General features: G+C 66.3%; 14 protein-coding genes. 8 read left to right on the top strand and 6 right to left on the bottom strand.

Features of this window, described 5'->3' with window-relative positions:
- The 3 genes from GZ092_RS19940 to mltB form a co-directional block, all read left to right on the top strand.
- On the top strand, positions 1-393 hold a 393-nt coding region (locus GZ092_RS19940; RefSeq protein WP_293638961.1), incomplete at its 5' end, for a DUF58 domain-containing protein.
- An 8-nt stretch (positions 394-401) separates the two neighbouring features.
- Complete coding sequence (locus tag GZ092_RS19935; RefSeq protein WP_293638960.1) at positions 402-2,432, top strand: DUF3488 and transglutaminase-like domain-containing protein; 2,031 nt, start codon at positions 402-404, stop codon at positions 2,430-2,432.
- A 30-nt stretch (positions 2,433-2,462) separates the two neighbouring features.
- Positions 2,463-3,566: a lytic murein transglycosylase B gene (mltB, locus tag GZ092_RS19930; protein ID WP_293638959.1), complete on the top strand. Its 1,104-nt coding sequence runs from the start codon at positions 2,463-2,465 to the stop codon at positions 3,564-3,566.
- Between the two features lie 230 nt (positions 3,567-3,796).
- Here mltB and GZ092_RS19925 read toward each other — a convergent pair whose 3' ends face one another.
- Entirely contained in the window at positions 3,797-9,853 is a 6,057-nt protein-coding gene (locus GZ092_RS19925) for a DUF3320 domain-containing protein (RefSeq protein ID WP_293638957.1), read from the bottom strand.
- Positions 9,854-10,089: 236 nt separating this feature from the next.
- On the opposite strand from GZ092_RS19925, the gene GZ092_RS19920 reads away from it, so the two are divergent.
- Both GZ092_RS19920 and GZ092_RS19915 read left to right on the top strand, forming a co-directional pair.
- Positions 10,090-11,076, top strand: coding sequence for an MDR family oxidoreductase (locus GZ092_RS19920; protein WP_293638955.1), 987 nt, complete (start codon positions 10,090-10,092; stop codon positions 11,074-11,076).
- 462 nt (positions 11,077-11,538) lie between these two features.
- Positions 11,539-11,898: a hypothetical protein gene (locus GZ092_RS19915; protein ID WP_293638953.1), complete on the top strand. Its 360-nt coding sequence runs from the start codon at positions 11,539-11,541 to the stop codon at positions 11,896-11,898.
- A 55-nt stretch (positions 11,899-11,953) separates the two neighbouring features.
- Here GZ092_RS19915 and GZ092_RS19910 read toward each other — a convergent pair whose 3' ends face one another.
- From GZ092_RS19910 to GZ092_RS19895, 4 genes are all read right to left on the bottom strand, one after another.
- Positions 11,954-12,775 carry a transglutaminase family protein gene (locus GZ092_RS19910; RefSeq protein ID WP_293638951.1) on the bottom strand — a complete coding sequence of 274 codons (822 nt, stop codon included), beginning with the start codon at positions 12,773-12,775 and terminating at the stop codon, positions 11,954-11,956.
- Between the two features lie 46 nt (positions 12,776-12,821).
- The gene (locus GZ092_RS19905) at positions 12,822-13,784 is read right to left on the bottom strand and encodes an alpha-E domain-containing protein (RefSeq protein ID WP_293638949.1); all 963 of its coding nucleotides are present in this window, start codon (positions 13,782-13,784) and stop codon (positions 12,822-12,824) included.
- A 2-nt stretch (positions 13,785-13,786) separates the two neighbouring features.
- The gene (locus GZ092_RS19900) at positions 13,787-15,319 is read right to left on the bottom strand and encodes a circularly permuted type 2 ATP-grasp protein (RefSeq protein WP_293638947.1); all 1,533 of its coding nucleotides are present in this window, start codon (positions 15,317-15,319) and stop codon (positions 13,787-13,789) included.
- Between the two features lie 78 nt (positions 15,320-15,397).
- Positions 15,398-17,938: a DNA internalization-related competence protein ComEC/Rec2 gene (locus GZ092_RS19895; RefSeq protein WP_293638945.1), complete on the bottom strand. Its 2,541-nt coding sequence runs from the start codon at positions 17,936-17,938 to the stop codon at positions 15,398-15,400.
- Between the two features lie 275 nt (positions 17,939-18,213).
- On the opposite strand from GZ092_RS19895, the gene GZ092_RS19890 reads away from it, so the two are divergent.
- The 3 genes from GZ092_RS19890 to GZ092_RS19880 all read left to right on the top strand — a co-directional run bounded on the left by GZ092_RS19890 (position 18,214) and on the right by GZ092_RS19880 (position 23,723).
- Positions 18,214-18,684 (top strand): RidA family protein, encoded by a 471-nt coding sequence (locus tag GZ092_RS19890; RefSeq protein ID WP_293638943.1) that lies wholly within the window; start codon positions 18,214-18,216, stop codon positions 18,682-18,684.
- Between the two features lie 114 nt (positions 18,685-18,798).
- Positions 18,799-21,795, top strand: a complete 2,997-nt coding sequence (locus GZ092_RS19885; RefSeq protein WP_293638942.1) for a caspase family protein — start codon at positions 18,799-18,801, stop codon at positions 21,793-21,795.
- Positions 21,795-23,723 (top strand): hypothetical protein, encoded by a 1,929-nt coding sequence (locus GZ092_RS19880; RefSeq protein WP_293638941.1) that lies wholly within the window; start codon positions 21,795-21,797, stop codon positions 23,721-23,723. The genes GZ092_RS19885 and GZ092_RS19880 overlap by 1 nt, the downstream gene beginning before the upstream one ends.
- Positions 23,724-23,786: 63 nt before the next feature.
- Here GZ092_RS19880 and GZ092_RS19875 read toward each other — a convergent pair.
- Positions 23,787-24,016: hypothetical protein (locus GZ092_RS19875; protein WP_293638939.1), on the bottom strand; the 230-nt coding region annotated here is incomplete at its 5' end.

Below are 24,016 nucleotides of genomic sequence, written 5' to 3'. Positions count from 1 at the left end.
CTGCCGCCCGGCGAGCCGCGCGCCCAGGGCGCCGGCGATGCGGCGCGCGCGCAGAGCAGCGGCGAATTCGACGGCGTGCGCGGCTACCGGCGCGGCGATCCGCTGAAGAACGTGCTCTGGAAAAAAGCCGCCAAGGCCGGCGACCAGGGCGGCGAAAGCGCCGGGCTGGTGGTTCGCGACACCCAGCAGGCCCAGCGCCACGAACTCTGGCTCGACATCCGGCAGGCCGGTCCGCCGGACCTGGAACGCCAGCTGTCGCGCCTGTGCGCCTGGGTGCTGCAGGCCGACCGGCTGGGCCTGCGCTACGGCCTGCGCCTGAGCGCCGGCGACATTGCTCCGGCCAGCGGCGAAGCGCACAAGCGCCATTGCCTGGAAGCGCTGGCCACATGCTGATGCCCGGAATGGCCACATGGCGAAGCCTGCCGCGCGACGGCCGGGACACGCTGTTCCTGCTGGCGGTGATCGGCTGGGTGCTGTTGCCGCAGGCCGACCGCCTGCCACTGTGGTGCAGCCTGGGCGCCGGCGCGGTGCTGCTGTGGCGCGGCTGGCTGGCGCTGGACGCCCGCGCCCTGCCGCGCAAGCGCTGGCTGGTGCTGCTGCTGATGCTGACACTGGGCGCGACCTATGTCAGCCATGGCACGCTGCTGGGGCGCGACGCCGGCGTGACATTGCTGGTGGTGCTGATCACGCTCAAGACGCTGGAGCTGCGCGCCCGGCGCGACGCCTTCGTTATCTTTTTCCTCGGCTTTTTCTGCATGCTGAGCAACTTCTTTTACTCGCAGTCGCTGCTGACCGCCGTCAGCATGGTGATCGGGCTGCTGGGCCTGCTGACGGCGCTGGTCAATGCCCACATGCCGGTCGGCAAGCCGCCGCTGGTGCAGGCCGCCAGGACTGCCGGCAGCATGGCCCTGCTGGGCGCGCCCATCATGGTGGTGCTGTTTGTGCTGTTTCCGCGCATGGCGCCGCTGTGGGGCGTGCCCAGCGATGCCATGACCGGACGCAGCGGCCTGAGCGCCAGCATGGAAGTGGGCAGCATCGCGACGCTCGCGCTGGACGACAGCGTGGCGATGCGCATCAAGTTCGAGGGCGAGACGCCGCCGCAGCGCGAGCTCTACCTCCGGGGGCCGGTGCTGTCCAGCTTTGACGGCCGGCAGTGGCTGCCCTTGCGCGCCAGCCTGCCAGAGCGCTACGCCCTGCCCGCCGACCTGCAGGTGTCCGGCCAGCCGGTGCCCTATGAAGTCACACTGCAGCCGACCAACCGGCCGTGGCTGTTCCTGCTCGAAGCGGCGGCGCAAAGCCCGGTGCTGCCCGGCTACCGCACGGTGATGCAGGACGACCTGCAGTGGCTAACCAACCGGCCCATCACCGACCTGGTTCGTTACAAGGCCGTCAGTTACCCGAACTTCAGCCATGGGCCGGCGCAGCAGGTGCTGGGGCTGCAGGAGTTTGTCGATCTGCCTCCGGGCTTCAACCCGCGCACGCTGGCGCTGGCCGCCGAACTGCGGCGCGACCCGCGCTATGCCCAGGCCGGCGCCGCTACGCTGGTACAGGCGGCACTTGACCGGCTGCGCCTAGGGGGCTACAGCTACACGCTGGAGCCCGGCGTCTATGGCCGGGACACTGCCGACGAGTTCTGGTTTGACCGGAAGGAAGGTTTTTGCGAGCACATCGCGTCGAGTTTTGTCATCCTGATGCGCGCGCTCGACATACCGGCGCGACTCGTCACCGGCTACCAGGGCGGCGAGATGAACGCCGTGGACGGCTTCTGGGTGGTGCGGCAAAGCGACGCCCATGCCTGGGCCGAGGTCTGGCAGGCCGGACGCGGCTGGATGCGTGTCGATCCGACCTCGGCCGTGGCGCCCGGACGCACCGGCGCCTTCCAGCGGCTGACCCCGCCCCGGGGCGCGGTGGCGCAGGCTTTCGGCAATTTCAGCCCCAACCTGTCGGCCCGCGTGCGCGCCACCTGGGAAGCGGTCAACAACGGCTGGTCCCAGTGGGTGCTCAACTACACCCAGGGCCGGCAGCTGAACCTGCTGAAAGACATCGGCTTTGAATCCCCCGGCTGGGAAGACCTGGCCACGCTGCTGATCGGCGCCGTCGTGCTGGCCAGCATCGTCGGCGGTGGCTGGGCCTGGTGGGAACGCAGCCAGCACGACCCGTGGCTGCGGCTGCTGGAGCAGGCACGCAAGCGGCTGGCCCGGGCCGGCATCGACAGCACGCCCGCAACGTCGCCACGCCAGCTGGCACGGCAGGTGCTGCAAAAATACGGCCCCCCGGGGCAGCCGCTGCATGACTGGCTGATGCAGCTGGAAATGCAGCGCTATGCTGGCAGCATCCCTTCTGCCGACGCAACCCTGCAGCAGGCACCCGCCCTGCACCGCCAGCTGGGCCAGCTCCGGCAGCAATACAGCCGCCTGCGCTGGCCTGCCTAAAATCCGCCTTCAGCCTGTTTACTTCTCCGAATGACCCTTCACACCCCTTCCCTACGATTCAAGTTTGCTCTGTTTTTTATAGCTGCAAGCGCATGCCTGGCCAGCGCAGAAGCCGCAAAACCCTCTAAAAACAAGGTTTCCGCCAAAACCGCGCAGTCGCAGGGCGCGCTCTACGCCACCCGCGAAGACGCGATGCAGTTTGCCGACGACCTGGCCAGCCGCCGCAACCTCGACCCCGCGTGGGTGCGCCAGGCCATCGGCCAGTCGCGCTTCAACCCGACCGTGGCGCGGCTGATGCAGCCGCCCACCAAGTCTTTCGTGAAAAACTGGCGCGTTTACCGCAGCCGTTTCATTGACCCGGTCCGGATTCGCGCCGGTGTCGATTTCTGGCAGGCCAACCGCAGCACCCTGGCGCGCGCCGAAGCCGAATACGGTGTGCCGGCCGAGATCATCGTCGGCATCATCGGCGTGGAAACCATCTACGGCCGCAACACCGGCAACTTCCGGGTGATGGATTCGCTGGCCACACTGGCCTTCGACTATCCGTCCAGCCACCCGCGCATGCAGGAACGCAGCGACTACTTCAAGGGCGAAATCGAGCAGTTCCTGACGATGGAAAGCCGCCGCAACGCCGACCCGCTCAAACCGCTGGGCAGCTATGCCGGCGCCATGGGCATGCCGCAGTTCATGCCGTCCAGCCAGGCCAAGTACGCGGTGGACTTCGACGGCGACGGCAACATCGACTTGTGGAACAGCCCGGCCGACGTGATCGGCTCGGTTGCCAGCTATTTCAAGGCCTACGGCTGGCAGCCCGGCATGCCGACACACTACCCGGTCAGTTTTGACACCAGCCGCCTCGACATGGACGCCCTGATGGCGCCGGACATCCTGCCGACCTTCGGCGTGGCCAGCTTCATGGCCAAGGGCGCGATGCTCGAAGGCCCGGCACTCGAACACCAAGGCCCGCTGGCGCTCATCGAGCTGCTCAACGGCCCGGACGCCCCGAGCTACGTGGCTGGCACCGAGAATTTCTATGCCATCACGCGCTACAACTGGAGCAGCTACTACGCGCTGTCGGTGATCGAGCTGGGACGCGAAGTGGCGCAGGCAATGGGCCAAGGCAACGGGCGCTAGCGTGTGAAGCCTGGGTTCGGCAACGGCGAGGGATCACGAAGTTACGCCCGCGCCGGGGTTTGAGGATTTGGCAGGTGCCACGGGCCACCGCAAGCAGTCCAATCCGTGGCATTGAAAAATAACAGGTCAACAGGCTGTTTACGCAATACACACAAGCACGAGCTGCTATTCAAACAATAGCGGGCATGCGCGGTGAGCCTAAAGCAGCCCACCGGACCATGCCTGCCGTTTCATTCCGCCAGCTGCACCCGACCGGCCTGTTCCGCAACGATTTCCAGCGCCAGCAGCCGGTCAATCGCTTCATCCGTGCGCGCTTGTGCGTCGGCCGGGATGCGTGTCATGCCCAGCAGCCGGCAGACCGAACGGGCCACATCCTGCCGGGACGAGGCGCCGGCCTGTTGCAGCACATGGTGGGCCAGCGCTGAAATCTCTTCCAGACAGACTTCGTCGATGCGCCGGCGTGTCAGCTCGTCGCCGGCGTCGGCTATGCGCAGGCGCTCCCATGAGCCGATGTCCGACCCGGCAGGCCAGTAGAAAATTTCGTCCTCTTCAATCGTGCGAACCACGCGGTCAGGCACCAGCACCCTGAGGCGCTCGACCACCCGCGCGCCGCATCGCTCCAGCCCCCAGGCGCGGGCAACCCGGCGAAAAAGATTGCCTTCGGTGACAGGACCTTCGGCGTCGATGACCGCTGTCAGGTGCTCGATCAGTCGTCCCGATGCAGCAGGGGCATGGAACAGCAAGGGGTCGCCGGCAGGCAACAGGGTGGCGCGGTAGATTTCCAGCGCTTCGCCCGGACCGGCCAGCGCATCTGCAACCGCCTCGCGGACCGTGGCCGTTGCCCCGGCAACTTCGGGCGGCTCATGGGCTTGTGCATCGGTGTGTTCATCGGCTTGCTCATCCGCCAGCTCCGATTCCGCCTCGACCTCTACCGGCGCCACCTCTACCGGCGCCGGCAGGGCGGCTTGCGTGTCGGCGGCTTCGTCGGTCTGCGCTGCACTCGGCAAATCCTGCAGTGCCTTGAGCCGCTGCCCGATCTTTTCCATCTCGCCTTCGGCGTCGAGCCACCAGTCGGTGGACCAGATGCGCAGGATGGTCCAGCCCAGGCCTTCGAGCACATGCTGGCGCAACCGGTCACGGTCGCGTGCGCTGGCGGCCGAATGGTAGGTCGCGCCATCGCATTCGATGCCCGCCAGGTATCGCCCGGGCGCGCGCGGATCGACCACGCCGATGTCGATGTGGTAGCCCGAGCAGCCGACCTGCGGATGCACCTCCCAGCCCTGGCTGCGCAGCAGCCGGATCACCGCCACCTCGAACGGGCTGTCGGGCTCGCGGCCGGTCGGCACGCTTTGCGCGGCCAGCGCGCGGTAGCCGTTGATGGCGAATTCCAGGTAATGCTTCAGGTCGCGCACGCCCGCAGCGCGGACCCGGGCCAGGTCGATCTGCTCGGGCAGCAGGGTGCTGTAGATCACCACAGCTTCGCGTGCCCGTGAAATCGCCACGTTGAGCCGGCGCTGGCCGCCCTCGCCGTTCAGCGGCCCGAAGTTCATCATCGTCTTGCCGGCGGCATCGGTGCCATAGGTGATCGAGAAAAAGATCACGTCGCGCTCGTCACCCTGCACGTTTTCCAGGTTCTTGATGAACAGCGGCTCGCTGGCGCGCGCTGCGATGGCCCGGTCGAGTTCCGGATGGCTGCGGCGCCGGGCATCAAGCAGCGTCTCGATCAGCAACTGCTGGGTCTGGTTGAACGTCACCACACCGAGCGTCAGCTGCTTTTTCCCGGGCGCCAGGTAATGCGCGCTGATGCCTTCGACAATCGCATCGGCTTCAGCCCGGTTGGTGCGGCTGCCACCGCGGTCGTACACCCCCCGGATGTGCTCGAAGCGCACCGCACTGTCGTGGGTGACCGGCGAGGGAAAGGTGACCAGGCTGGACGCGTAGTAGTTGACATTGCTGAAGGTGATCAGGCTTTCGTGGCGGCTTCGGTAGTGCCACTGCAGGCTCAGGCGGTTCATGCCGGCGCCCAGGCATTCGTCAAGGATGCTTTCCAGGTCTTCGACCTGCTCGTCGCCTGCGCCGCTGCCGTCAGGGTCGCTGGACTTGCTGAAAAAGCTGGTCGGCGGGAGCTGTTTCGGGTCGCCCACCACCACCAGCTGCCGGCCCCGGGCAATCGCGCCGATGGCGTCCCAGACCGGAATCTGCGAGGCCTCGTCAAACACCACCAGGTCGAACGGCGCATAACCGGCGTCCAGATACTGCGCCACCGACAGAGGCGACATCAGCAAACAAGGCTTAAGCCGGGGCAGCAATGTCGGCAGACCGTGCACCAGCTGGCGCACCGGCATCTGCCGGCGCTGCTTTTGCAGCTCGCGCCGCAGGCGGCCCAGTTCGCTGTCGGGGCCGACGGCATCGCCGGAAATCGACGGGATGCGGGCAGACAGGGTGGCAACGATGTACTGCGCGGTCAGCGTCTGGAAACGGGCGTCGAGTTCACGGAACTCGTGTATCTTGCGCGCCTGGTCGGCACTGGAAAAACCGCGCAGCAGCGGGTCCTGGTCGATGGTCCGTTTGAGCCACCAGTGGCGGTAGCTGTAGTTGAAGTGCGACACGACATCTGCCAGCGGCACGGTCCCGCTTTCAAGGCGGGTGACCAGCGCCTGCAAACCCTGGTCGATGGCTTGCCCGCGAACGTTGCGCCACAGGCACCAGGGCTGGAGTTGCCGGCGGCTGGCTTGCCAGGCGCCCAGCACGCCCTGGATGTGCGCCAGCGCAGCGCCGGCGCCCACCGGGCCTTGCAAGGGTTCGACCGGCTGCGCCAGCGCGGCCAGGGCTTCGAGTTGCTGGCTGAATTCACGCCAGGCGTTCCGGTACGCCAGCAAGGCAGTGCCGGCAGCGCCACTGGCGGACAAGGCCGCCCGGCCGCCGGACACCAGCGGCGCCAGCGCCTGGTGCAAGGGCGCGAGCCGCGCCAGATCAGCGCCAGCCACCCGCGCGACGGCGTCGCCGAACTGCTTAGCCCACTGCTCATGTCCGGCCAGGCTGGCCCAGTCGGTCGCCAGGCCGGCATACGATTCCTGCAGCAGCGCCTCGGCGTCTGGCTGCATCGCGCGCAGGGCACGGTCTTCCTCGTTCAGCGCCGCCAGCGGGGCCAGCAGCGCCTGCACATCGGTGTCCAGCGGCCGCTGGCTGTCGCGGCGAAAACCACTCAGGCGGCCAGTGACGGCGCGCTGCGCCAGCATCGACTTGGGCCACCAGTCGGACCGGGCCTGCGCCCATTGCGCCTGCAGCTCGGTGGCATCGAGCGTGGCAACCTGCTCCGTCCAGCCGGTGCCGACCTGCTGCCAGTGCCGGTTGCGCGCCAGGCCATGCTGCGCCAGCGCATGCACCCGGGCGCGGGTGCCCGGCTCATGCGCCTGGCCGGCCACCCCGGCGGGCACGTTGGGCGCCTGCAGCAGCACATCGGCCAGTTCGTCCAGCGCGGCATGCGCCTGCAGGCTCAGGCCGACTGCCGGCTGCCCGGTCAACACTTCGAGTGCAGACGATTTTTCCTGCAGCGACACGCTTGCTGCATCCAGTAACCTGGCGGCGTCCAGCAGCTCATCCTGCCATGAGGGCGACCAGTCGGTCTGGCCCATGAGGGCCAGCGGATGCGCCTGAAGCGTTGGCAGCGCGCCAGCCAGCGAGGCCATGCGCCGCACGGTTTCCTCCAGCCGGTCCAGCGCCGCCCGGTCATGCGTCAGCGGGTCGCTCCACGGCATGCTTGAGGCCTCTTCGCCGCTGTGCGCAATGCAGATGCCGGTCGCCTCAAAAACGGTGAAGCCATTGGGGTATTCGCGGTGCAGCGAATCGACCAGCCCGTTGAGCGACTGGCGCATCTGCCCCAGCCGGTCGGCCTCGCGCGCCCAGTCGTCGGCCGTGCGCTGGGCATTGATGGCCAGCGATTGGCCGAGTTGCTGGAGCACATCGGTCTTGCGCGCTTTGGATGAGTGCAGTTCCAGGCAGAACGGACCGAGCCCGATGCTGCTCAGGCGCCGGTGCACCACTTCCAGCGCAGCCATCTTTTCCGAGACAAACAGCACCGTCTTGCCCTTGGCCAGGCTGTTGGCGATCAGGTTGGTGATGGTCTGGCTCTTGCCGGTGCCGGGCGGGCCTTCAAGCACCAGGTCGCGGCCGGCAGCCACCGCGCAGATCGCCTTGAGCTGCGACGAGTCGGACAGCAGCGGCGCCAGAATGTCCTGCGGGCGATGGGTGGCATCCAGCCGGTCAAATTCGCCGGGCGTGCCTTCGCGCGGAAAAGCCTCGCCGGGGTGGTCGATCAAATGCCTGACGACCCGGTTTTGCCTGAGCTGCTCGGTGCGGTCCTGCAGGTCTTTCCACATCAAATACTTGGTGAACGAAAAAATGCCCAGGTGCGCCTGCTCCAGCACCTCCCACTGGGCAATTTCTCGCACCGCCAGCCGGAACGACTGCAGCACCTGCGCCACGTCAATGCCCTTGTCGTCCGACGGCACCGACTCCAGGCCGGAGACCTTCAGCTCGAAACTGGTTTTCAGCAGGTGCAGCAATGTCGGGTTGACGATGGCCTCGTCGTCGTGGCGCAACAGGCGAAAACCACTGCGCACCGACTGACGCTGCAGCGTGACCGGAATCAACAGCAGCGGCGCGAGGTGCACCGCCTCGGAATTGTCGGCTTCGGTCCAGCGCAGCAGGCCGACGGCCAGGTACAGCGTGTTGGCGCCACCCTCTTCCAGCCCGGTCCGGGCCGCGCTGTAGACGGCCAGCAGGTTGCCGTCCAGCGCGTCCTTAGTGGCCCGGGCCAGCAATTCGCGGTTGCCCAGGGCCTCCAGCGCCATGTCGTCCAGCGGCGTGCTGCCGGCGCGCTGCGTATGCACCTCTGCCATGCGCGGGTCGGCGCCTTCCATCAGTTCAGGCAGCGGGCGGATCCTGAATTCGGCGCCCTCGGCCAGCGCGTCTTCCAGCCGGGCCAGGTCGGGCGCGACGAACTGCAGCGTGGCCTTGGTCGGCTTGAAGTTGAGCAGCCGGTTGCGCAGCGTCAGGTCGAGCAGCCGCGATTTCCAGGTTGACAGCCGGCCCTCGGGCGTGTCGTCTGCGCGCGCATCGAGCGGCGCCAGCGAATCGGCGTCGAGCGGCGGCAGCAGAGGCATTGCTTCGATGGCTGCCGGCGCAGCCTCTGGCAGCGCCTCGCCTGGCACGGCGGGAAGCGCGCGCGACGGCAGCGGCTTGATCTGCGCCTCGCGGGCGCGGTGGATGTCCACGGCATAGCGAAAGCTGGCGTCTTCAAGCAACTGGGCATGGCCCTGCTCCATGGCGACCCGCAGCGACGGCCGCTGGCTGGCGTGCCGGGCGACGCCGGTGGTTTCAAACACCAGCAGTTCGCCACTGTCCACGCGCTTGCGAATGGCCTGCACATCGTCGACCAGCACATCGGCAAAAGACGCCAGGTGCAGCCAGACGCCGACCCAGGCATGGCCTTCCTTGATCAGGATGACCGGTCGCAGGCCGGCCTGCTCAAGGCACGAGGCAAACAGCATCGCCAGGTCCAGGCAGGTGGCGACACGTGCCTCCAGGATGCGGTCGGGCGTGCGGATTTTCTGGCCATCGCTGCCAAACGATGCGGGCGGCTCGACATACTGCAGGTTTTCCGCCGCAATCGTGCTGTAGAGGCTGGACACCTGCTTCCAGACGACGTCGCGGCTTTTCGACTGGTAGCCGTTCATCGACAACTCGGGATGGCTGGTGCGCAGCAGCCTGGACGCCTTGCCGATCAGGCTATCGACCGCCGGATGGTTAGGCATGCAAAAGGCCGCGAGCAATTCGGGCAGCGCGCGCGTTCCGGCCCACTGGTCATAGGCCAGCACCTGCACGGGCTGGCTGACGCTGGCCAGTTCCTGGCTGCCGGCGATGGCCACCACCCGGATGGAGCCGTTGACCGACTCTTTCAGGTCGGCCAGAAAATCATGGTCGGGGTGCAGGTCCAGCGGCGAGATGCGCCGGGTTTCACCTGGGGCCAGCTTGTCGAAACGCAGCGTCAGGCAGCGGGCAAAGGCGGGGCTGCATGCCATCGTCACTTCAAGTTGTTCGACGGCCTCCGGTTGCAGGTTGGTCAGGCGAAGCGCGCGCACCACCGGCACGGCATTCTGGATCGCGGCATAACCGGTCGTGGCGTCGGCCTCGATGTCGATCCGGATTTTTTCTTTGGTGGCGGCTGCAGGCACGAGCGTCATCGCGCTGTCCACGGCCAAGGGTTCGTTCTGCAAATAACTCATCAAGGCTCAACTTTTCGGGGAATTTTTGGCGGGGCGAATGCCCCCGGATTCCGGGGCAGCCCACAGGCGTGAAGGACAGCGGAATTATGCGGCGAGTTGCCCGATGAAACCGGATGCGCCAGATGCAACGGCATGAAACAAAGGCGGACAGTGCGCCGGCAGTGCATCGATTTTGACGCGGTACGATGTTTGCGCGAGCCAACCAGGAATTCAACCCCGAAGCCAAAGGAAATTACATGTTCAAAGCCCTGTTGCTGACCAAAACCCCGGAAGGCGCCACGCTCGCCGACATCACTTCGCTGGACGAGGCACAGTTGCCCGAAGGCGAGGTGCTGGTCAACGTGGCGTATTCGACCGTCAACTACAAGGACGCGCTGGCCATCACCGGCCAGTCGCCGGTGGTGCGCAAGTTCCCGATGGTGCCGGGCATTGACTTTGCCGGCACGGTGGCCGAAAGCCGGGATGCGCGTTTCAAGCCGGGTGATGCGGTCATCCTCAACGGCTGGGGCGTCGGCGAAGGCCACTGGGGCGGCCTGGCGCAAAAGGCGCGCGTCAAGGCCGACTGGCTGGTGCCCATGCCGCCGGGCATGGATGCGCGCCAGGCCATGGCCATCGGCACGGCGGGTTACACGGCGATGCTGTGCGTCATGGCCTTGCAGGACCGGGGCGTCACGCCGGCAGCGGGCCCGGTGCTGGTCACCGGCGCGAACGGCGGCGTCGGCAGCATTGCCATCGCGCTGCTCGCCCGCCTGGGCTTTGAAGTGCATGCCTCGACCGGCCGGATGGGCGAGGCCGAACACTTGAAGCAGCTCGGCGCCACCGAACTGATCGACCGCGCCACCTTGAGCGCGCCCGGCAAGCCGCTGCAAAAGGAACGCTGGGCCGCTGCCGTGGACAGCGTCGGCAGCCACACGCTGGCGAACGTCTGCGCCAGCCTGAAATACGGCGGCACCGTGGCGGCCTGCGGCCTGGCGCAGGGCATGGATTTTCCGGCCAGCGTGGCGCCATTCATTTTGCGCAGCGTCACGCTGGCCGGCGTTGACAGCGTGCAGGCGCCCATGGCCAAACGCCTGCTGGCCTGGGAGCGGCTGACGCACGAATTGCCTGTCGATGTGCTGGAAGCCAATACCGAAACCATCGCACTGGAAGCGGTGGCCGCGCTGGCGCCGCGCCTGCTGGCGGGTCAGGTGCGGGGCCGGGTGCGGGTGGATTTGTCGGCCTGACGCGGCGTTGTTTTTGAGGGTCTTTGGCTTTGGTGGTTTCTTCTGTGGCTTGAGGGGTGAGCGCCTTCCCGGCGGGGGGTGGCTTTCTTTTCTGGCAAAAAAGAAAGTCACCAAAGAAAGTTGCCTGGGGGCGGGATCGGATCAGAGCTGGACGCTCTGTCGGGCCTTCGCTTCGCTGGGCTCTGGGCACCTGGAGGTGGGGGCTGGTAGCCATGCCGGTGGCTGGCTGGTTCTACCCTTCATTCGACAACAGCTTCACGCTCTGCTTGATCTGGTTGGCTTGCGCTGCGTGCGTCGGCACTGTTCCATCAAAAAGTCTTCATCACAGGCACAACGCCTTGGCTTCATCCTGGTAGGTCGGGTTAGCGCAGCGTAACCCGACATCGGCGATGGCGCTTCTACCTTGTCGGATTACGCCTGCGGCTAATCCGACCTACGAAACCGAGAAACCGCCAACAGTGCTTGAAGCACAAAGAATCGATCAAGCAGATCGTGAAGCTGTTGGCGAATGAAGGGCAGAACCAGCAAGCGAGGCCATTGGCTCCTGGCCAGCGATCAGAGAACCCAGGGCCAAGCGAAGCGAAGGCCCGTCAGAGCGTTCAGCTCTTCTGCGACCCCAAGGCAACTTTCTTTGGTGACTTTCTTTTTTGCCAGAAAAGAAAGTTACCCCCGCCGGGCAGGCGCTCCACACCCAAAATCCAAAACCAGCAAGCAAAAGACACAGCAACACAAAAGGCATCGACCTGCACAGCAAGTCAAGTAGTTAATTTCAAGGACGAAATATGCCAGTCCCGCACATACTACGTACTCTTGATGCTATGAATTCAGCAGCAAAAGCAACCAGTCATCCAGCCCAACGCAAGGGCAAAAACCAGGCTCAGGCCGGCTCGATGGTGATGCTGACCGTCATCGATTCCTCGCCGCCGCCGTGCCGCACGCCCTTGATGGGCGGGCAGGCGCTGTAGTCGGTGCCCATCGCCAGACGCACATGGCGCTCGTCGATCACGCAACTGTGGGTCACGTCGATGCTGACCCAGCGCCGCCCGGCCACGTCGAGGCAGACATCGGCCCAGGCATGGCTGGCCAGGTCGGGCTCGTTGGCGGCATAAAAATAGCCGCTGACGTAGCGCGCCGGAATGCCAAGGCTGCGGCAGATGGCCACCATCACATGCGCCTGGTCCTGGCACACGCCGGCGCCGGCCTCGAACGCCTCCAGCGCGGTAGTGTTAACGTTAGTGCTATTTTTTTGATAGCTGACAGCGTCCGCCACACCTGCGGACAAGGCCAAAATCGCTTGTAAATCGGTTTTTCCGTCAAGCGCCGGAGACGCGATGAAGCGGCGGCCGAACCCGGCCAGGCTCGGATGCGGCCGGGCCAGCGGCGACTCGCGCAGGTAAAGCTGTGGCAGCGGCATGGTCTGCGCGTCGGTGAATTCGGCAACGCCCAGGGTTTCGACCACGCCGGCGGCGTTCACCAGGCTCCAGCGCACGTTGTCGGCCACCTCGCCGACAAACGTATAGGAATGGATGCTGTTGCCAAACGCGTCGGTCTGGGGAAACAGTTCCTCGGGCGCGCCCAGGCTCCAGAAGTCCACGGTTTGCGCCGGCCCGGTCAGCGGCGTGAGCCACAGCGTCTGCAGGGCATAGCGCAGGGGCTCGGTGTAGCGGTAGTCGGTGGTGTGCTTGATGTGCAGCTTCATGGCAAGGCCTTCGCAAGGGGTGCGGCCGGCATCACGCCCACCGCGATCAACGTGTCACCGGAACCAGGAACTCGCGGCTGATATGCGCGCCGAGTTCGTTCACGCGGTCCAGGAACTGCATCAAGAAAGCATGCAGGCCGGCCGACAAGATCTCGTCGATGCGGGCGTACTGCAGGTCAGAGCGCAGCTTGCCGGCGCGGCGCTGGGTTTCGCTGAGCGGGTCGCTGGTGACCATCGACAGGTTGATGATCAGCTCGTTCAGGCAGGCCAGCAGCGAGCGCGGCATGTCCGGGCGCAGGATCAGCAACTCGGCCACCCGCTCGGGCTTGATCACATCGCGGTACACCTTGCGGTAAACCTCGAAGGCCGAGACGCTGCGCAAAATCGCGCTCCAGTGGTAGAAATCATGCTCCTGCTCCTCCTCACCGGCCACGGTGGGGAAGTCGCTCTGGATGGCGTGGAATTTCACATCGACCAGCCGGGCGGTGTTGTCGGCGCGTTCCAGAAAAGTGCCCACGCGCAAAAAATGATAGGCCTCGTCCTGCAGCATGGTGCCGGCGGTCACGCCGCGCGACAGGTGCGAGCGAAACTTGACCCATTCGAAGAACTTGCCCGGGTCGCGTTCAAAGTCGCCGGCGCGCAGCATGCGGATGACCTCCAGAAAGGTCTGGTTCTGGGTTTCCCAGACCTCGGTCGTCAGCGTGCCGCGCACGGCACGGGCGTTTTCCCGCGCATTTTTCAGGCAGGAAACGATGCTGGACGGATTTTTTTCATCGCGCACCATGAAATCCATGACATCCTGGGCGGTGATGTTCTCGCCGTAGCGGGCCGCATAGGCGGGCTTGAGCTCGCTGATGCTGAGCAGGCCGCGCCAGCCGGTCTGCACATCGGCCGTCGATTGCGGCAGCAGCGAGGTCTGGTAGTTGACGTCGAGAAGGCGGGCGGTGTTTTCGGCGCGTTCGGTGTAGCGGGACATCCAGAACAGGTGATCGGCGGTGCGTGACAGCATGTTCAGCTTCCTTCGGCGACGGTGACGGTGACGGATTGCGACTGAGACTGCGACTGTGATGGTGAGGGCGTCTCCGGGGGCAGAAAGGCGCTGGCTTCGGCCTCCAGGATCCAGGTGTCCTTGGTCCCGCCGCCCTGCGACGAGTTGACCACCAGCGAGCCGTCCTTGAGCGCCACCCGCGTCAGGCCGCCGGGCACCATCTGCACTTCCTTGCCGCTCAGCACGAAAGGCCGCAGGTCGATGTGGCGCGGCGCCACGCCGCTTTCGACATAGGTCGGGCAGGTGGACAGGCTCAGCGTCGGCTGGGCGATGTAGCCCGACGGATTGGCCAGGATGGCGCGCCGGAAATCCTCGATTTCAGCCTTCGACGCCGCCGGCCCCACCAGCATGCCGTAGCCGCCCGCGCCATGGACTTCCTTGACGACCAGTTCCTTGAGGTGGGCCAGGGTGTACTTCAAGTCTTCCGGGTTGCGGCACATGAAGGTCGGCACATTCTTGAGGATGGGCTTTTCGCCGAGGTAGAACTCGATCATCTTCGGCACGTAGGGGTAGATCGACTTGTCGTCGGCGACGCCGGTGCCGATGGCGTTGCAGATGGCAACATTGCCGCTGCGGTAGACATTGAGCAGGCCGGCACAGCCGAGCGTTGAATTGGGCCGGAATGCCAGCGGGTCGAGGAAGTCGTCATCGACGCGGCGGTAGATCACATCGACCCGCTTGGGGCCGCGCGTGGTGCGCATGTAGACAAAATTGTCCTTGACGAACAGGTCCAGGCCCTCGACCAGTTCCACGCCCATCTGCTGGGCCAGGAAGGCATGCTCGAAATACGCCGAGTTGTGCATGCCGGGTGTCAGCACCACCACCGTCGGTTGGGCGGTGGCTGGCGGCGCCATGCCGCGCAGGGTTTCCAGCAGCAGGTCGGGGTAATGCTCGACCGGCGCGACGCGGTTCTTGCTGAACAACTCGGGAAACAGCCGCATCATCATCTTGCGGTCTTCGAGCATGTAGCTGACGCCGCTGGGCACCCGCAGGTTGTCCTCCAGCACGTAATACTCGCCTTCGCCCTGGGCGTTGGGCGCGCGCACGATGTCGATGCCGCTGATGTGCGAATAGATGTTGCCCGGCACGTTCACGCCGATCATTTCGGGGCGGAACTGCGAGTTCTGGAAAATTTGTTCGGACGGAATGTGGCCGGCCTTGATGATGTCCTGGTCGTGATAGACGTCATGGATGAAGCGGTTGAGCGCGGTGACACGCTGGATCAGGCCCTTTTCCATCGACGCCCATTCGTGCGCCGGAATGATGCGGGGAATCAGGTCGAACGGAATCAGCCGCTCGGCGCCGGAGCCGTCCTCGTCCTTGTCGCCATAGACGGCAAAGGTGATGCCAACCCGGCGAAAGATCATTTCCGCCTCGGCGCGGCGCGCCTGCATGACGTCGGCCGGCTGCTGCGACAGCCAGCGCTGGTAGCCCTGGTAGTGTTTGCGCACGCTGGTCGTGCTGGCATTCATCTCGTCAAACATCGGTGGGCTCATAAGCTTGAATTTCCGTCTGGGTTTGGAAGGGGTATTGGGTTCAGCATAGCTTAGCAAGTTATGCGCCATATGAGTGCATCAGTCCGCATTTTTGAGGGGCTGCGCGGGCTGCCAGTAGCGCGGTTCGGCCTGGCGCTGGCAGCGGATTTCTGCGGGTTTCAAGCTCTGCCAGGTTGCCGCGCCGCAGGCCGGCGAGCGCACCAGCCGGATGCCGCGTTCGTCATAGCGCGCCACCACGCCGGCGACCGGATGGCCGAAGCGGTTGCGGTAGCCCGCCTGGGCCAGCGCCAGCCGGGGTTGCACCGCGTCCAGGAAGGCCGGGCTTGACGAGGTCTTGCTGCCATGGTGCGGCACCAGCAGGAAGTCGGCCTTCAGGCGGGCCGCATCGCCGGCCACAAGCCGGGCCTCCTGCGGCGCTTCAATGTCGCCGGCCAGCAGGGCCGTCTGGGCGCCATTGGAAATGCGCAGCACGCAGCTCATGGCATTGGACTTGTTCGGCACGTCGTAGTCGCCTGCCGCTGGCGCCAGCACCTCGAAATCGACGCCGTCCCAGGCCCAGCGCTGGCCGGCGACGCAGCGCGTTGACGGGCGCAGGGCCTGGAGTTCATGGCCGTCCTCGATCGAAGCCAGCAGACTGGCCTGCGGCTGCATCGCCAGCACGGCCGGGGCGCCGCCGGTGTGGTCGCTGTCGCGGTGGCTGAGCACCAGCATGTCGATGCGTTCGCCCAGCGCCCGCAGCAGCGGCACCAGCACCCGGTGGCCGGCATCGCTTTCGCGGGAAAAGCGCGGCCCGGTGTCGTACAGCAGGCTGTGCCCGGCCGTTCGCACCAGGACGGCATTGCCCTGGCCGATGTCGGCCCCGAGCAATTCGAACTGGCCCGGCGCAACGCGGGCCGGCTGCCACAAAAGCACCGGCAGCAGCAGCGGAATACCCAGCAGGCGCCAGTGCCAGGGCAGGCGCAGGGCGATCAGCCCGCCGCCCAGCACGCCGGCCAGCGCGCACCACAAGGGTGCGGCGGCGACGCTGACCGAGGCCATCGGCCAGCCGGCCAGCCCCTGCAGACCCCCCGCCAGCAGCCCGACCGCCCAGGCGGCCGCATCCCATATGGGTGCATAAATGACACCCAGCAGGGCCAGCGGCGTGACCAGTAGCGTGACCCATGGAATGGCGACGGCATTGGCCAGCAGGCCGACCAGGGACACCTGGTTGAACAGCAGCAGCGACAGTGGCGTGAGCGCCAGCGTGACCACCCATTGCTCGCGCGCCCCGCGCCACAGGCTGGAGAGCGGCCGGTGCAGCCACCAAGGCACGAATTTTGAATGGAATGCGGGCTCTGCGCTTTGCTGGCTTGCATCACTAGCTCCTGAATCTGTAGCAAACAGCACGCCGACCGCCACAAACGACAGCCAGAATCCCGCCTGCAGCAAGGCCCAGGGGTCGAGCATGACGACCACCGCCATCGCCAGCAGCCAGGTGTGCTGCCACGGCCACTGCCGGCTGCTTTGCCGCAGCAGCACGACGGTGGCGAGCATCCAGATGGTGCGCTGCGCCGGAACGCCCCAGCCCGAAAACAGGGCGTACAGCGCCGCCAGCAGCAGCCCGCCCAGCGCGCCGGCCGTGCTGGCGGGCAGCACCAGGCACAGCCGGGGCGTCAGCCGCACCGAAGCGCGCCACAGCCGGCCGATGAGCAGCGATGCCACCCAGGCGAACATCGTGATGTGCAGCCCCGAGATGCTCATCAGGTGGGCCACGCCGGTGGCGCGAAACACGTCCCAGTCGGCGCGCTCGATGGCGTTCTGGTCGCCGACCACCAGCGCGGCCAGCACGCCGGCCAACTGCCGGTCGGCCACCTGTTGGTAAATCGCCTCGCGGACCGACTGGCGTGCGCGTTCCACCGGATGGCGCCAGTTGCTGGACAGCCTGAGCGGCGGCGCATCGCGCGGCCCGGCGCGCACATAGCCGGTGGCCTGGATGCCCTGCTCCCAGAGCCAGAGTTCGTAGTCGAAGCCATGCGGGTTGCTGTTGCCGTGCGGCGCCTTGAGCCGCACCGTCATCTGCCAGCGCTCGCCGGCACGCAGCGGCTGCGGCTGGCGCTGCAGGTCGAGCGCCAGTTCGGACGCGTCGCTGCTTTCGACCGATGTGGCTTTTGTCTCGCGCGCTGCGAAACCCGCATACCAGCCGAGCATGATCTGCGGCGGCAGCGTGACCGGCTGGCCGTCCAGACGCGCCGAATCTACGTCCAGCCGAAAGCGCACCGCATCCTCGCCGATCTGCGGCATGGCCAGTACCGTGCCGGTCACGGCGATGTCACGGCCTTCGAGCGACGGGTTCAGCGCGGTCGCCTGAAAATCAACGGCACGCCAGCCGGTCAGCCCAAAGCCTAGAAGGGCGGCCATGAAGAACACCAGCAGCCCAGCCATGCGCTGGGCCGGTCGTTCAAGGCGCCTTGCCCTGAGGGCATAGCCGCCAGCGGCCAGCACCACGGCAAGTGCCGCCAGCGCGGCATAGCGGTCGGCAGGCCACAGCGCGGGCTGCTGCAATTGCCAGGCCACGCCCGCAACCAGGCCGGCCAGCGCAGGCCCGAAACCTGGACGGCGGGTAGCAATGGAAGAGCGCAAGGAGGTCTTTCTGGACAAGTGGCAGGCACGCGCCGGCTTGAAAAAAACCGGTCCATGGCAGAGCTTACATGGCTTCAAGCGCGCAATTGCAGTGCGTTAATATGCCAAGGCAACAGCGCCGACAGCGCTTTGCTATTGATAGCAGGATATGCCCGTGGATAGTGCGTAAACACCCTATTTGATATGTTTTATGCCGTTTACTGACTTGAGAATCCCGACTTTTCCGCGCAGGCGAAACACCAGCCTGGTTTTTTCCCCTTTAACCCATACACACCATGACCACCAGCACCCATCCCGTCCATGCCAAGCTCAAGTCCCTGGGCATCACCCTGCCCGAAGTCGCCGCGCCGGCGGCTGCCTACCTGCCCTTCGTGCGCACCGGCAACCTGGTGTTCCTGAGCGGCCACCTGGCCAAGCGTGACGGCCAGGTCATCGTCGGCCAGCTCGGCAAAAACGTGACGACCGACGAAGGCAAGGCGGCCGCCCGCCTGATTGCCATCGACCTGATGGGCACGCTGCAGGCCGCCACGGGCGACCTGGGCAAGGTCAAACGGATCGTCAAGGTCATGAGCCTGGTCAACTCGACCGGCGATTTCACCGAGCACCACCTGGTCACCAACGGCTGCAGCGAACTGCTCGGCGAGGTGTTCGGCGACGCCGGCAAGCATGCGCGCAGCGCCTTTGGCGTGGCGCAGATTCCGCTGGGCGCCTGCGTCGAGATCGAGCTGATTGCCGAGGTGGAGTGACGCGTCGCAAACCTGACGAAATGGCGCCAGCCGCCGAAATAGCGGCTGCTGCCCAGCTTGAAAGCGCATCCGTGCGGGTGTAGAGTGGGCGCCCACTCGTCAAAGGGGCGCGCCATGCCGACACCCACCTTCCAGCGTTTGTCGCCAGATCAGTTCGAGCAGCTTCTCCAGAAGTTTCCCTTCACCCGGAAAATCGACGCAGTGCACATGCACCACACCTGGCGGCCCCGGCACGCCGATTTTCGCGGCCACGACACGATTGTCTCGATGTGGCGCCACCACACGCAGGTCAACGGCTGGAGCGACATTGCCCAGCACATCACCATCGACCCCGACGGCATGGTCTGGCTCGGGCGCAACTGGAACCTGCCGCCGGCCAGCGCCGCCGGGCACAACGGCAACAAGGCCTTCGGCCCGTTCATGTTCGAGATGATCGGCGACTTCGACACCGGCCGCGACCCGTTCGGCGGTGCGCAGAAGGACACCGCATTGCGGGTCGTGGCGCTGGTCCAGGCGCGCTTTCACCTGCCGGCCAGCACGCTGCGCTTTCACAATTCGATGTCGCCCAAGTCGTGCCCCGGCAGCGCGCTGGTGTATGCCGACATCCTGGACGAGGTCGAAGCCGTCCGGCAGGCGATGCAGGCCGGTGCCTCGCGCGGCGCGGCCCAGCCGCAGCCTTTTCCCGATGAAACCGACCGCTTCGTCGCCGAGACCATCCGCTCGCTGTCCCGCACCCTGGACAATGCGGGCGAGCGCGGCGATGCCGAACTGTCGCATGACGAGCACGAAGCCGGCCAGGATGCCACCGCAAGCCGCGCAGGGGCCAGTGGCGATGCCGGCGACGCATCGGCTTCTGCGCAGCAAAGCCGTGATTCAGGCCTGGGCACGGCAGCGCTCAACGCCATGCGGTCGCACCTGGTCAACCTGCGGGTCGGCCGCCTGTCGGGCGAAGGCGAGGCGGCCTCGACGGCCGGGGACATTGACGCGATCTTCGAGCAGCACCTGCCGCAGGCGGTCAGCGAACTGCCTGCGGGCCACAAGCTGCGCCTGGTGTTCTACGCGCATGGCGGGCTGGTGTCCGAATCGAGCGGCCTGCAGATCGCCCACAAACACATCGACTGGTGGCAGCGCAACCATGTCTACCCGATCTACTTCATCTGGGAAACCGGATTTTTCGAGACCATCGGCCAGTTGCTCGGCCGCGCGCAGCGGGGCAGCCGCGCCCTGGCGCGGGACCTGGCCGACTTCACCACCGACCCGCTGGTCGAGGTCGGTGCGCGCGCCCTGCAGGCGCCGCGCATCTGGGGCGGCATGAAGTCCAGCGCCGAGCATGCGATGGATGCGCCGGCAGCCAGCGGCGACATCGGCGGCGGCGCATATTACGTTGCCTGCAAGCTCAAGGCGCTGTGCGACGACCATGCCGACCGCATCGAACTGCATGCGGTCGGCCACAGCGCGGGCTCGATCTTTCACAGCCATTTCCTGCCGCTGGCCCACGCGCTGGGCGTGCCGGGCTTCAAGACCGCGCATTTCCTGGCGCCTGCGGTGCGCGTGGACACTTTCCGGCAGCGCCTGCTGGAGCACATCGGCCCGGGCCGCGCGGCCGAGTCGCTCACGCTCTACACCATGCAAAGGGACTTCGAGCGCAAGGACAACTGCGCGCAGATCTACCGCAAGTCGCTGCTCTACCTGATCTTCAATGCGCTGGAAGACCGGCGCGCCACGCCGATCCTGGGGCTGGAGGAAAGCCTGCGCGGCGATGCCGACTTGAAGCGCCTGTTCGGCCTGGCAGGCGCGTCGCCATCGCCTTCAAGCGTGGTCTGGTCGCCCACGCCGGGCGACACCGGCCGGTCGGCCAGCAGGTCGCTGTCGCACGGCGGCTTCGACGACGACGCGCCGACCATGAACAGCATCGTGCGCCGCATCCTGGACCAGCCCGATGCGGCCGATATCGCGGCGTTCCCGGTCAGCCGCAGCGCATCGCGGCCCTGGATCGACGAGGTGGACTGGCCCGCCGAGTTCGGTTTCAGCGCACTGCCCGCAGCCTCAGGCGCCACGTACGCGATGCCTCCGGTCAGCCTGCCACCGTCGATGCCAGTCACCGCAGCGATGCCGCCTTATCCGCTTCCCCCGGCGGCTACCGTGCCCGTGCCGGCTACCCAGGCAGGCAGCGGCGGCCGGCGCGTGGCGCTGTGCGTCGGCATCGACGCCTACCCGGCGCCGGAGCACCAGCTCGCCGGCTGCGTCAACGACGCCCGCAACTGGGCGCGCACCCTGGGGGCGCTCGGTTTCGAGACCCGGCTGCTGGTCAACCTTGACGCGAGCCGCGCCGCGCTGGACCGCGAACTGAACCGGCTGGTCGGCGAATGCTGCGCCGGCGACGTGATCGTCTTCCAGTACGCCGGCCACGGCACGCAGGTGCCCGACCTGAACGGCGACGAGGACGACGCCATTGACGAGGCGCTGTGCCCGGTTGACTTTGCCAGCGGCGCGCTTTACATCGACGACGACATTGCCGAGCTGTTTGGCCGCATCCCCGACGGCGTGAACATGACCTGCTTCATGGACTGCTGCCATTCGGGCACCAACAGCCGTTTCGCCGTCGGTTTGTCGCCAGGCGAAATGGCCGTGCCGCCCGGCACCAAGGCGCGCTTCGTCAGGATGACGCCGGAGATTGCCGAGGCGCACCAGCGCTTTCGCCAGCAGTCGCGCAGCGCCACGCGCGCCCTCAGCAGCGGCGGGCCGCAAGGGATGCGCGATGTGAAGTTCTCGGCCTGCCTGGACCACCAGGTCGCGCTGGAAAGCGGCGGCAATGGCGACTTCACGCGGCGCGCCACCAAGGTGCTGGCCGCAGGCATCCAGGGCCTCAGCAACGAGGAATTCCTGCGCCGCGTGCTGGCCGAGTTTGGCAGCGCGGCACGCCAGGCACCGATGCTCGACTGCGCCGAAGCGGCGCGCCAGGGCGCCCTCCTTCAGCCGCTGGCGGCCGGCAGCCGCGCGCCCGCCACCCGGGAATTGCCCGGGGCAGCAGCCCCCGGCGACACCGGCTTGCTGCAAGCCGTGAACGAACTGGCGCAGGCCGTGAAAGCGCTCGCGCCGGGCAGGCGCTGATGGCCTCCGAGCCTGCGCCCGCAAGCGCAACGACCACCGAGGCTGTCGCCGCCGATGCCGCCAGTCGCGCAGAAGGCCCCGCAGCAATCGCCCCTCACGTCGCGAAACTCCTTCCGGGCGACGGCGAAGACTATCTCATCGGCACCGGCGTTCGCCAGCCGCCGGTGGTTCCGTATGAACGCCGGCACGGCGACCCGCTCTACCGCCCGCTGCGCATCTACACGGTCGATCCGTCGGTGTCACGGCTCGAAGGCTCGATCGCGACCATCAACGTGCCGTTTGAACCACTGCAGCCGGGTCCGGTGGGCAAGCTGTTCGAAGTCGACACGAACGATGGACAACTGGGCGTTCACTACCGCGAGGCCGACCTGGAAGACCGCAAGGTGCTGATGGCCAACGGCTACGACCCCTCGCCTTCGGACCCGCGCTTTCACCACCAGATGGTCTATGCCGTCTGCAGCAATGTCTATTCGACCTTCAAGACGGCGCTGGGCCGCAACCTGGGCTGGGGCTTTGGCGACGGCAACACGCCGGCGCGGCTGGTGCTCAGGCCGCACCATGGCCAGGAGCAGAACGCCTACTATGAAAACAGCATCACCACGGGCGAGTTGCGTTTTGGCTATTTCCCGGCCAGCGAAAAGCCGACCAATCGCACCATGCCGGGCGGTTATGTCTTCACCTGCCTGTCGCACGACATCGTGGTGCATGAGGTGACCCATGCGCTGCTCGACGGACTGCGCGCGCACTTCATCGTGCCGACCAACGCCGACGTGGTCGCGTTCCATGAAGCCTTTGCCGACCTGGTCGCCATCTTCCAGCATTTCAGCTATGCCGAGGTGGTGCTGGCCGCCATCCGGCGCTGCAAGGGTTCGCTGCAGCACGCCGAGATACTGACAGAACTGGCCGGACAGTTCGGCCACACCACCGGCCAGAACGGCCCGCTGCGCAGCGCGGTTGAAAAAGACAACGGCAACCCGACCCGCTACCAGCCCGGGCTGGAGGCGCACCAGCTCGGCACGGTGCTGGTCAGCGCCGTGTTCGACGCCTTCGTGCAGGTCTACAGGCGCCGCACCGAGCGCTTCGTGCGCCTGGCCACCGGCGGCAGCGGGCTGTTGCCGCCGGGCGAACTCTCGCATGACCTGCAGACCATCCTCGCCGAGCGCGCCAGCAAGCTGGCCAGCCAGTTCCTGGGCATCTGCATCCGCGCCATCGACTACTGCCCGCCGGTCGGCATGACGTTTGGCGACTACCTGCGTGCCATGATCACCGCCGACTACGACCTGGTGCCCGACGACCCGTGGGACTACCGGGGCGCGCTGATCGACGCCTTCTGGCGGCGCGACATCTATCCGCGCAGCGCCAACCACCTGTCGCAGGACGCGCTGCTGTGGCACCGGCCCCGGCTGGAACTGCCGCCGGTGCCGGGGCTTGATTTCGCGGCGCTGCGCTTCAGCGGCGACCCGGCCAATGCGGCCGGGCTGGACGAGTTGTACCGGCAGGCCTGCATGCTCGGCCACTACGTCACGCGCCCCGGCCGCACGGAGGAATTCGGGCTGGTGGCGCCTGACGACGCGCGCCTGGACGGCGACACGGTCAGCCTGCCCTGCGTCGAATCCATCCGATCGGCGCGCCGCGCCGGACCGAACGGGCAGATCGTGTTTGACCTGGTGGCCGAAATAACCCAGGAGCGCCATGTGCGCGCCTCGGCCGAAGGGCCGGCCTTCACCTACTATGGCGGCTCGACGGTGATTCTCGGGCCAACCGGCGAAATCCGTTACGTGGTGCTGAAAAATGTCGTCGGTGCCGGCCGGCGGGAACGGCGGCGGGAATTTTTCGACACCGCCTGTGGCCAGAAGTACTGGCATCTGGCAGGCCAGCGCTGGCTGCCGCGCGAGAGCCTTTTTGCGCTGGTGCATGACGGGCATTGACGGCTTGCGTCGGTCTTGCAGCAATGGATGGCCGCACTGGAGCGCCTGACACATAAGCTGCTATCAAATAAATAGCTGCTTATGTTCGCCTGTATTGCGAAAGCATGCTGTTTGATTGGAAATTTGTAACTGCTGACGCTTGCGGTTTGATCGCTGCGTTTTCTGTTTTGGGGCTTTGGGTGGGTTCTTCTGTGGATTGAGGGGTGAGCGCCTTCCCGGCGGGGGGTAACTTTCTTTTCTGGCAAAAAAGAAAGTCACCAAAGAAAGTTGCCCTGGGAAACGGGAGCGGGTTA

Origin of the sequence: Polaromonas sp., assembly GCF_010365105.1 — a bacterium.
In the GTDB taxonomy this organism is placed as follows: domain Bacteria; phylum Pseudomonadota; class Gammaproteobacteria; order Burkholderiales; family Burkholderiaceae_C; genus Polaromonas.
Note: the sequence above shows the minus strand (reverse complement) of the source record. Positions and strands in the feature narration are given on the sequence as shown.

What these genes read in the sequence shown, in the direction of transcription:
- GZ092_RS19920 (WP_293638955.1), top strand. Translation starts at nt 10,090, where the DNA reads ATGTTCAAAGCCCTGTTGCTGACCAAAACCCCGGAAGGCGCCACGCTC.
- GZ092_RS19900 (WP_293638947.1), bottom strand. Translation starts at nt 15,319, where the DNA reads ATGAGCCCACCGATGTTTGACGAGATGAATGCCAGCACGACCAGCGTG.
- GZ092_RS19925 (WP_293638957.1), bottom strand. Translation starts at nt 9,853, where the DNA reads ATGAGTTATTTGCAGAACGAACCCTTGGCCGTGGACAGCGCGATGACG.
- GZ092_RS19890 (WP_293638943.1), top strand. Translation starts at nt 18,214, where the DNA reads ATGACCACCAGCACCCATCCCGTCCATGCCAAGCTCAAGTCCCTGGGC.
- GZ092_RS19935 (WP_293638960.1), top strand. Translation starts at nt 402, where the DNA reads ATGGCCACATGGCGAAGCCTGCCGCGCGACGGCCGGGACACGCTGTTC.
- mltB (WP_293638959.1), top strand. Translation starts at nt 2,463, where the DNA reads ATGACCCTTCACACCCCTTCCCTACGATTCAAGTTTGCTCTGTTTTTT.
- GZ092_RS19910 (WP_293638951.1), bottom strand. Translation starts at nt 12,775, where the DNA reads ATGAAGCTGCACATCAAGCACACCACCGACTACCGCTACACCGAGCCC.
- GZ092_RS19885 (WP_293638942.1), top strand. Translation starts at nt 18,799, where the DNA reads ATGCCGACACCCACCTTCCAGCGTTTGTCGCCAGATCAGTTCGAGCAG.
- GZ092_RS19880 (WP_293638941.1), top strand. Translation starts at nt 21,795, where the DNA reads ATGGCCTCCGAGCCTGCGCCCGCAAGCGCAACGACCACCGAGGCTGTC.
- GZ092_RS19905 (WP_293638949.1), bottom strand. Translation starts at nt 13,784, where the DNA reads ATGCTGTCACGCACCGCCGATCACCTGTTCTGGATGTCCCGCTACACC.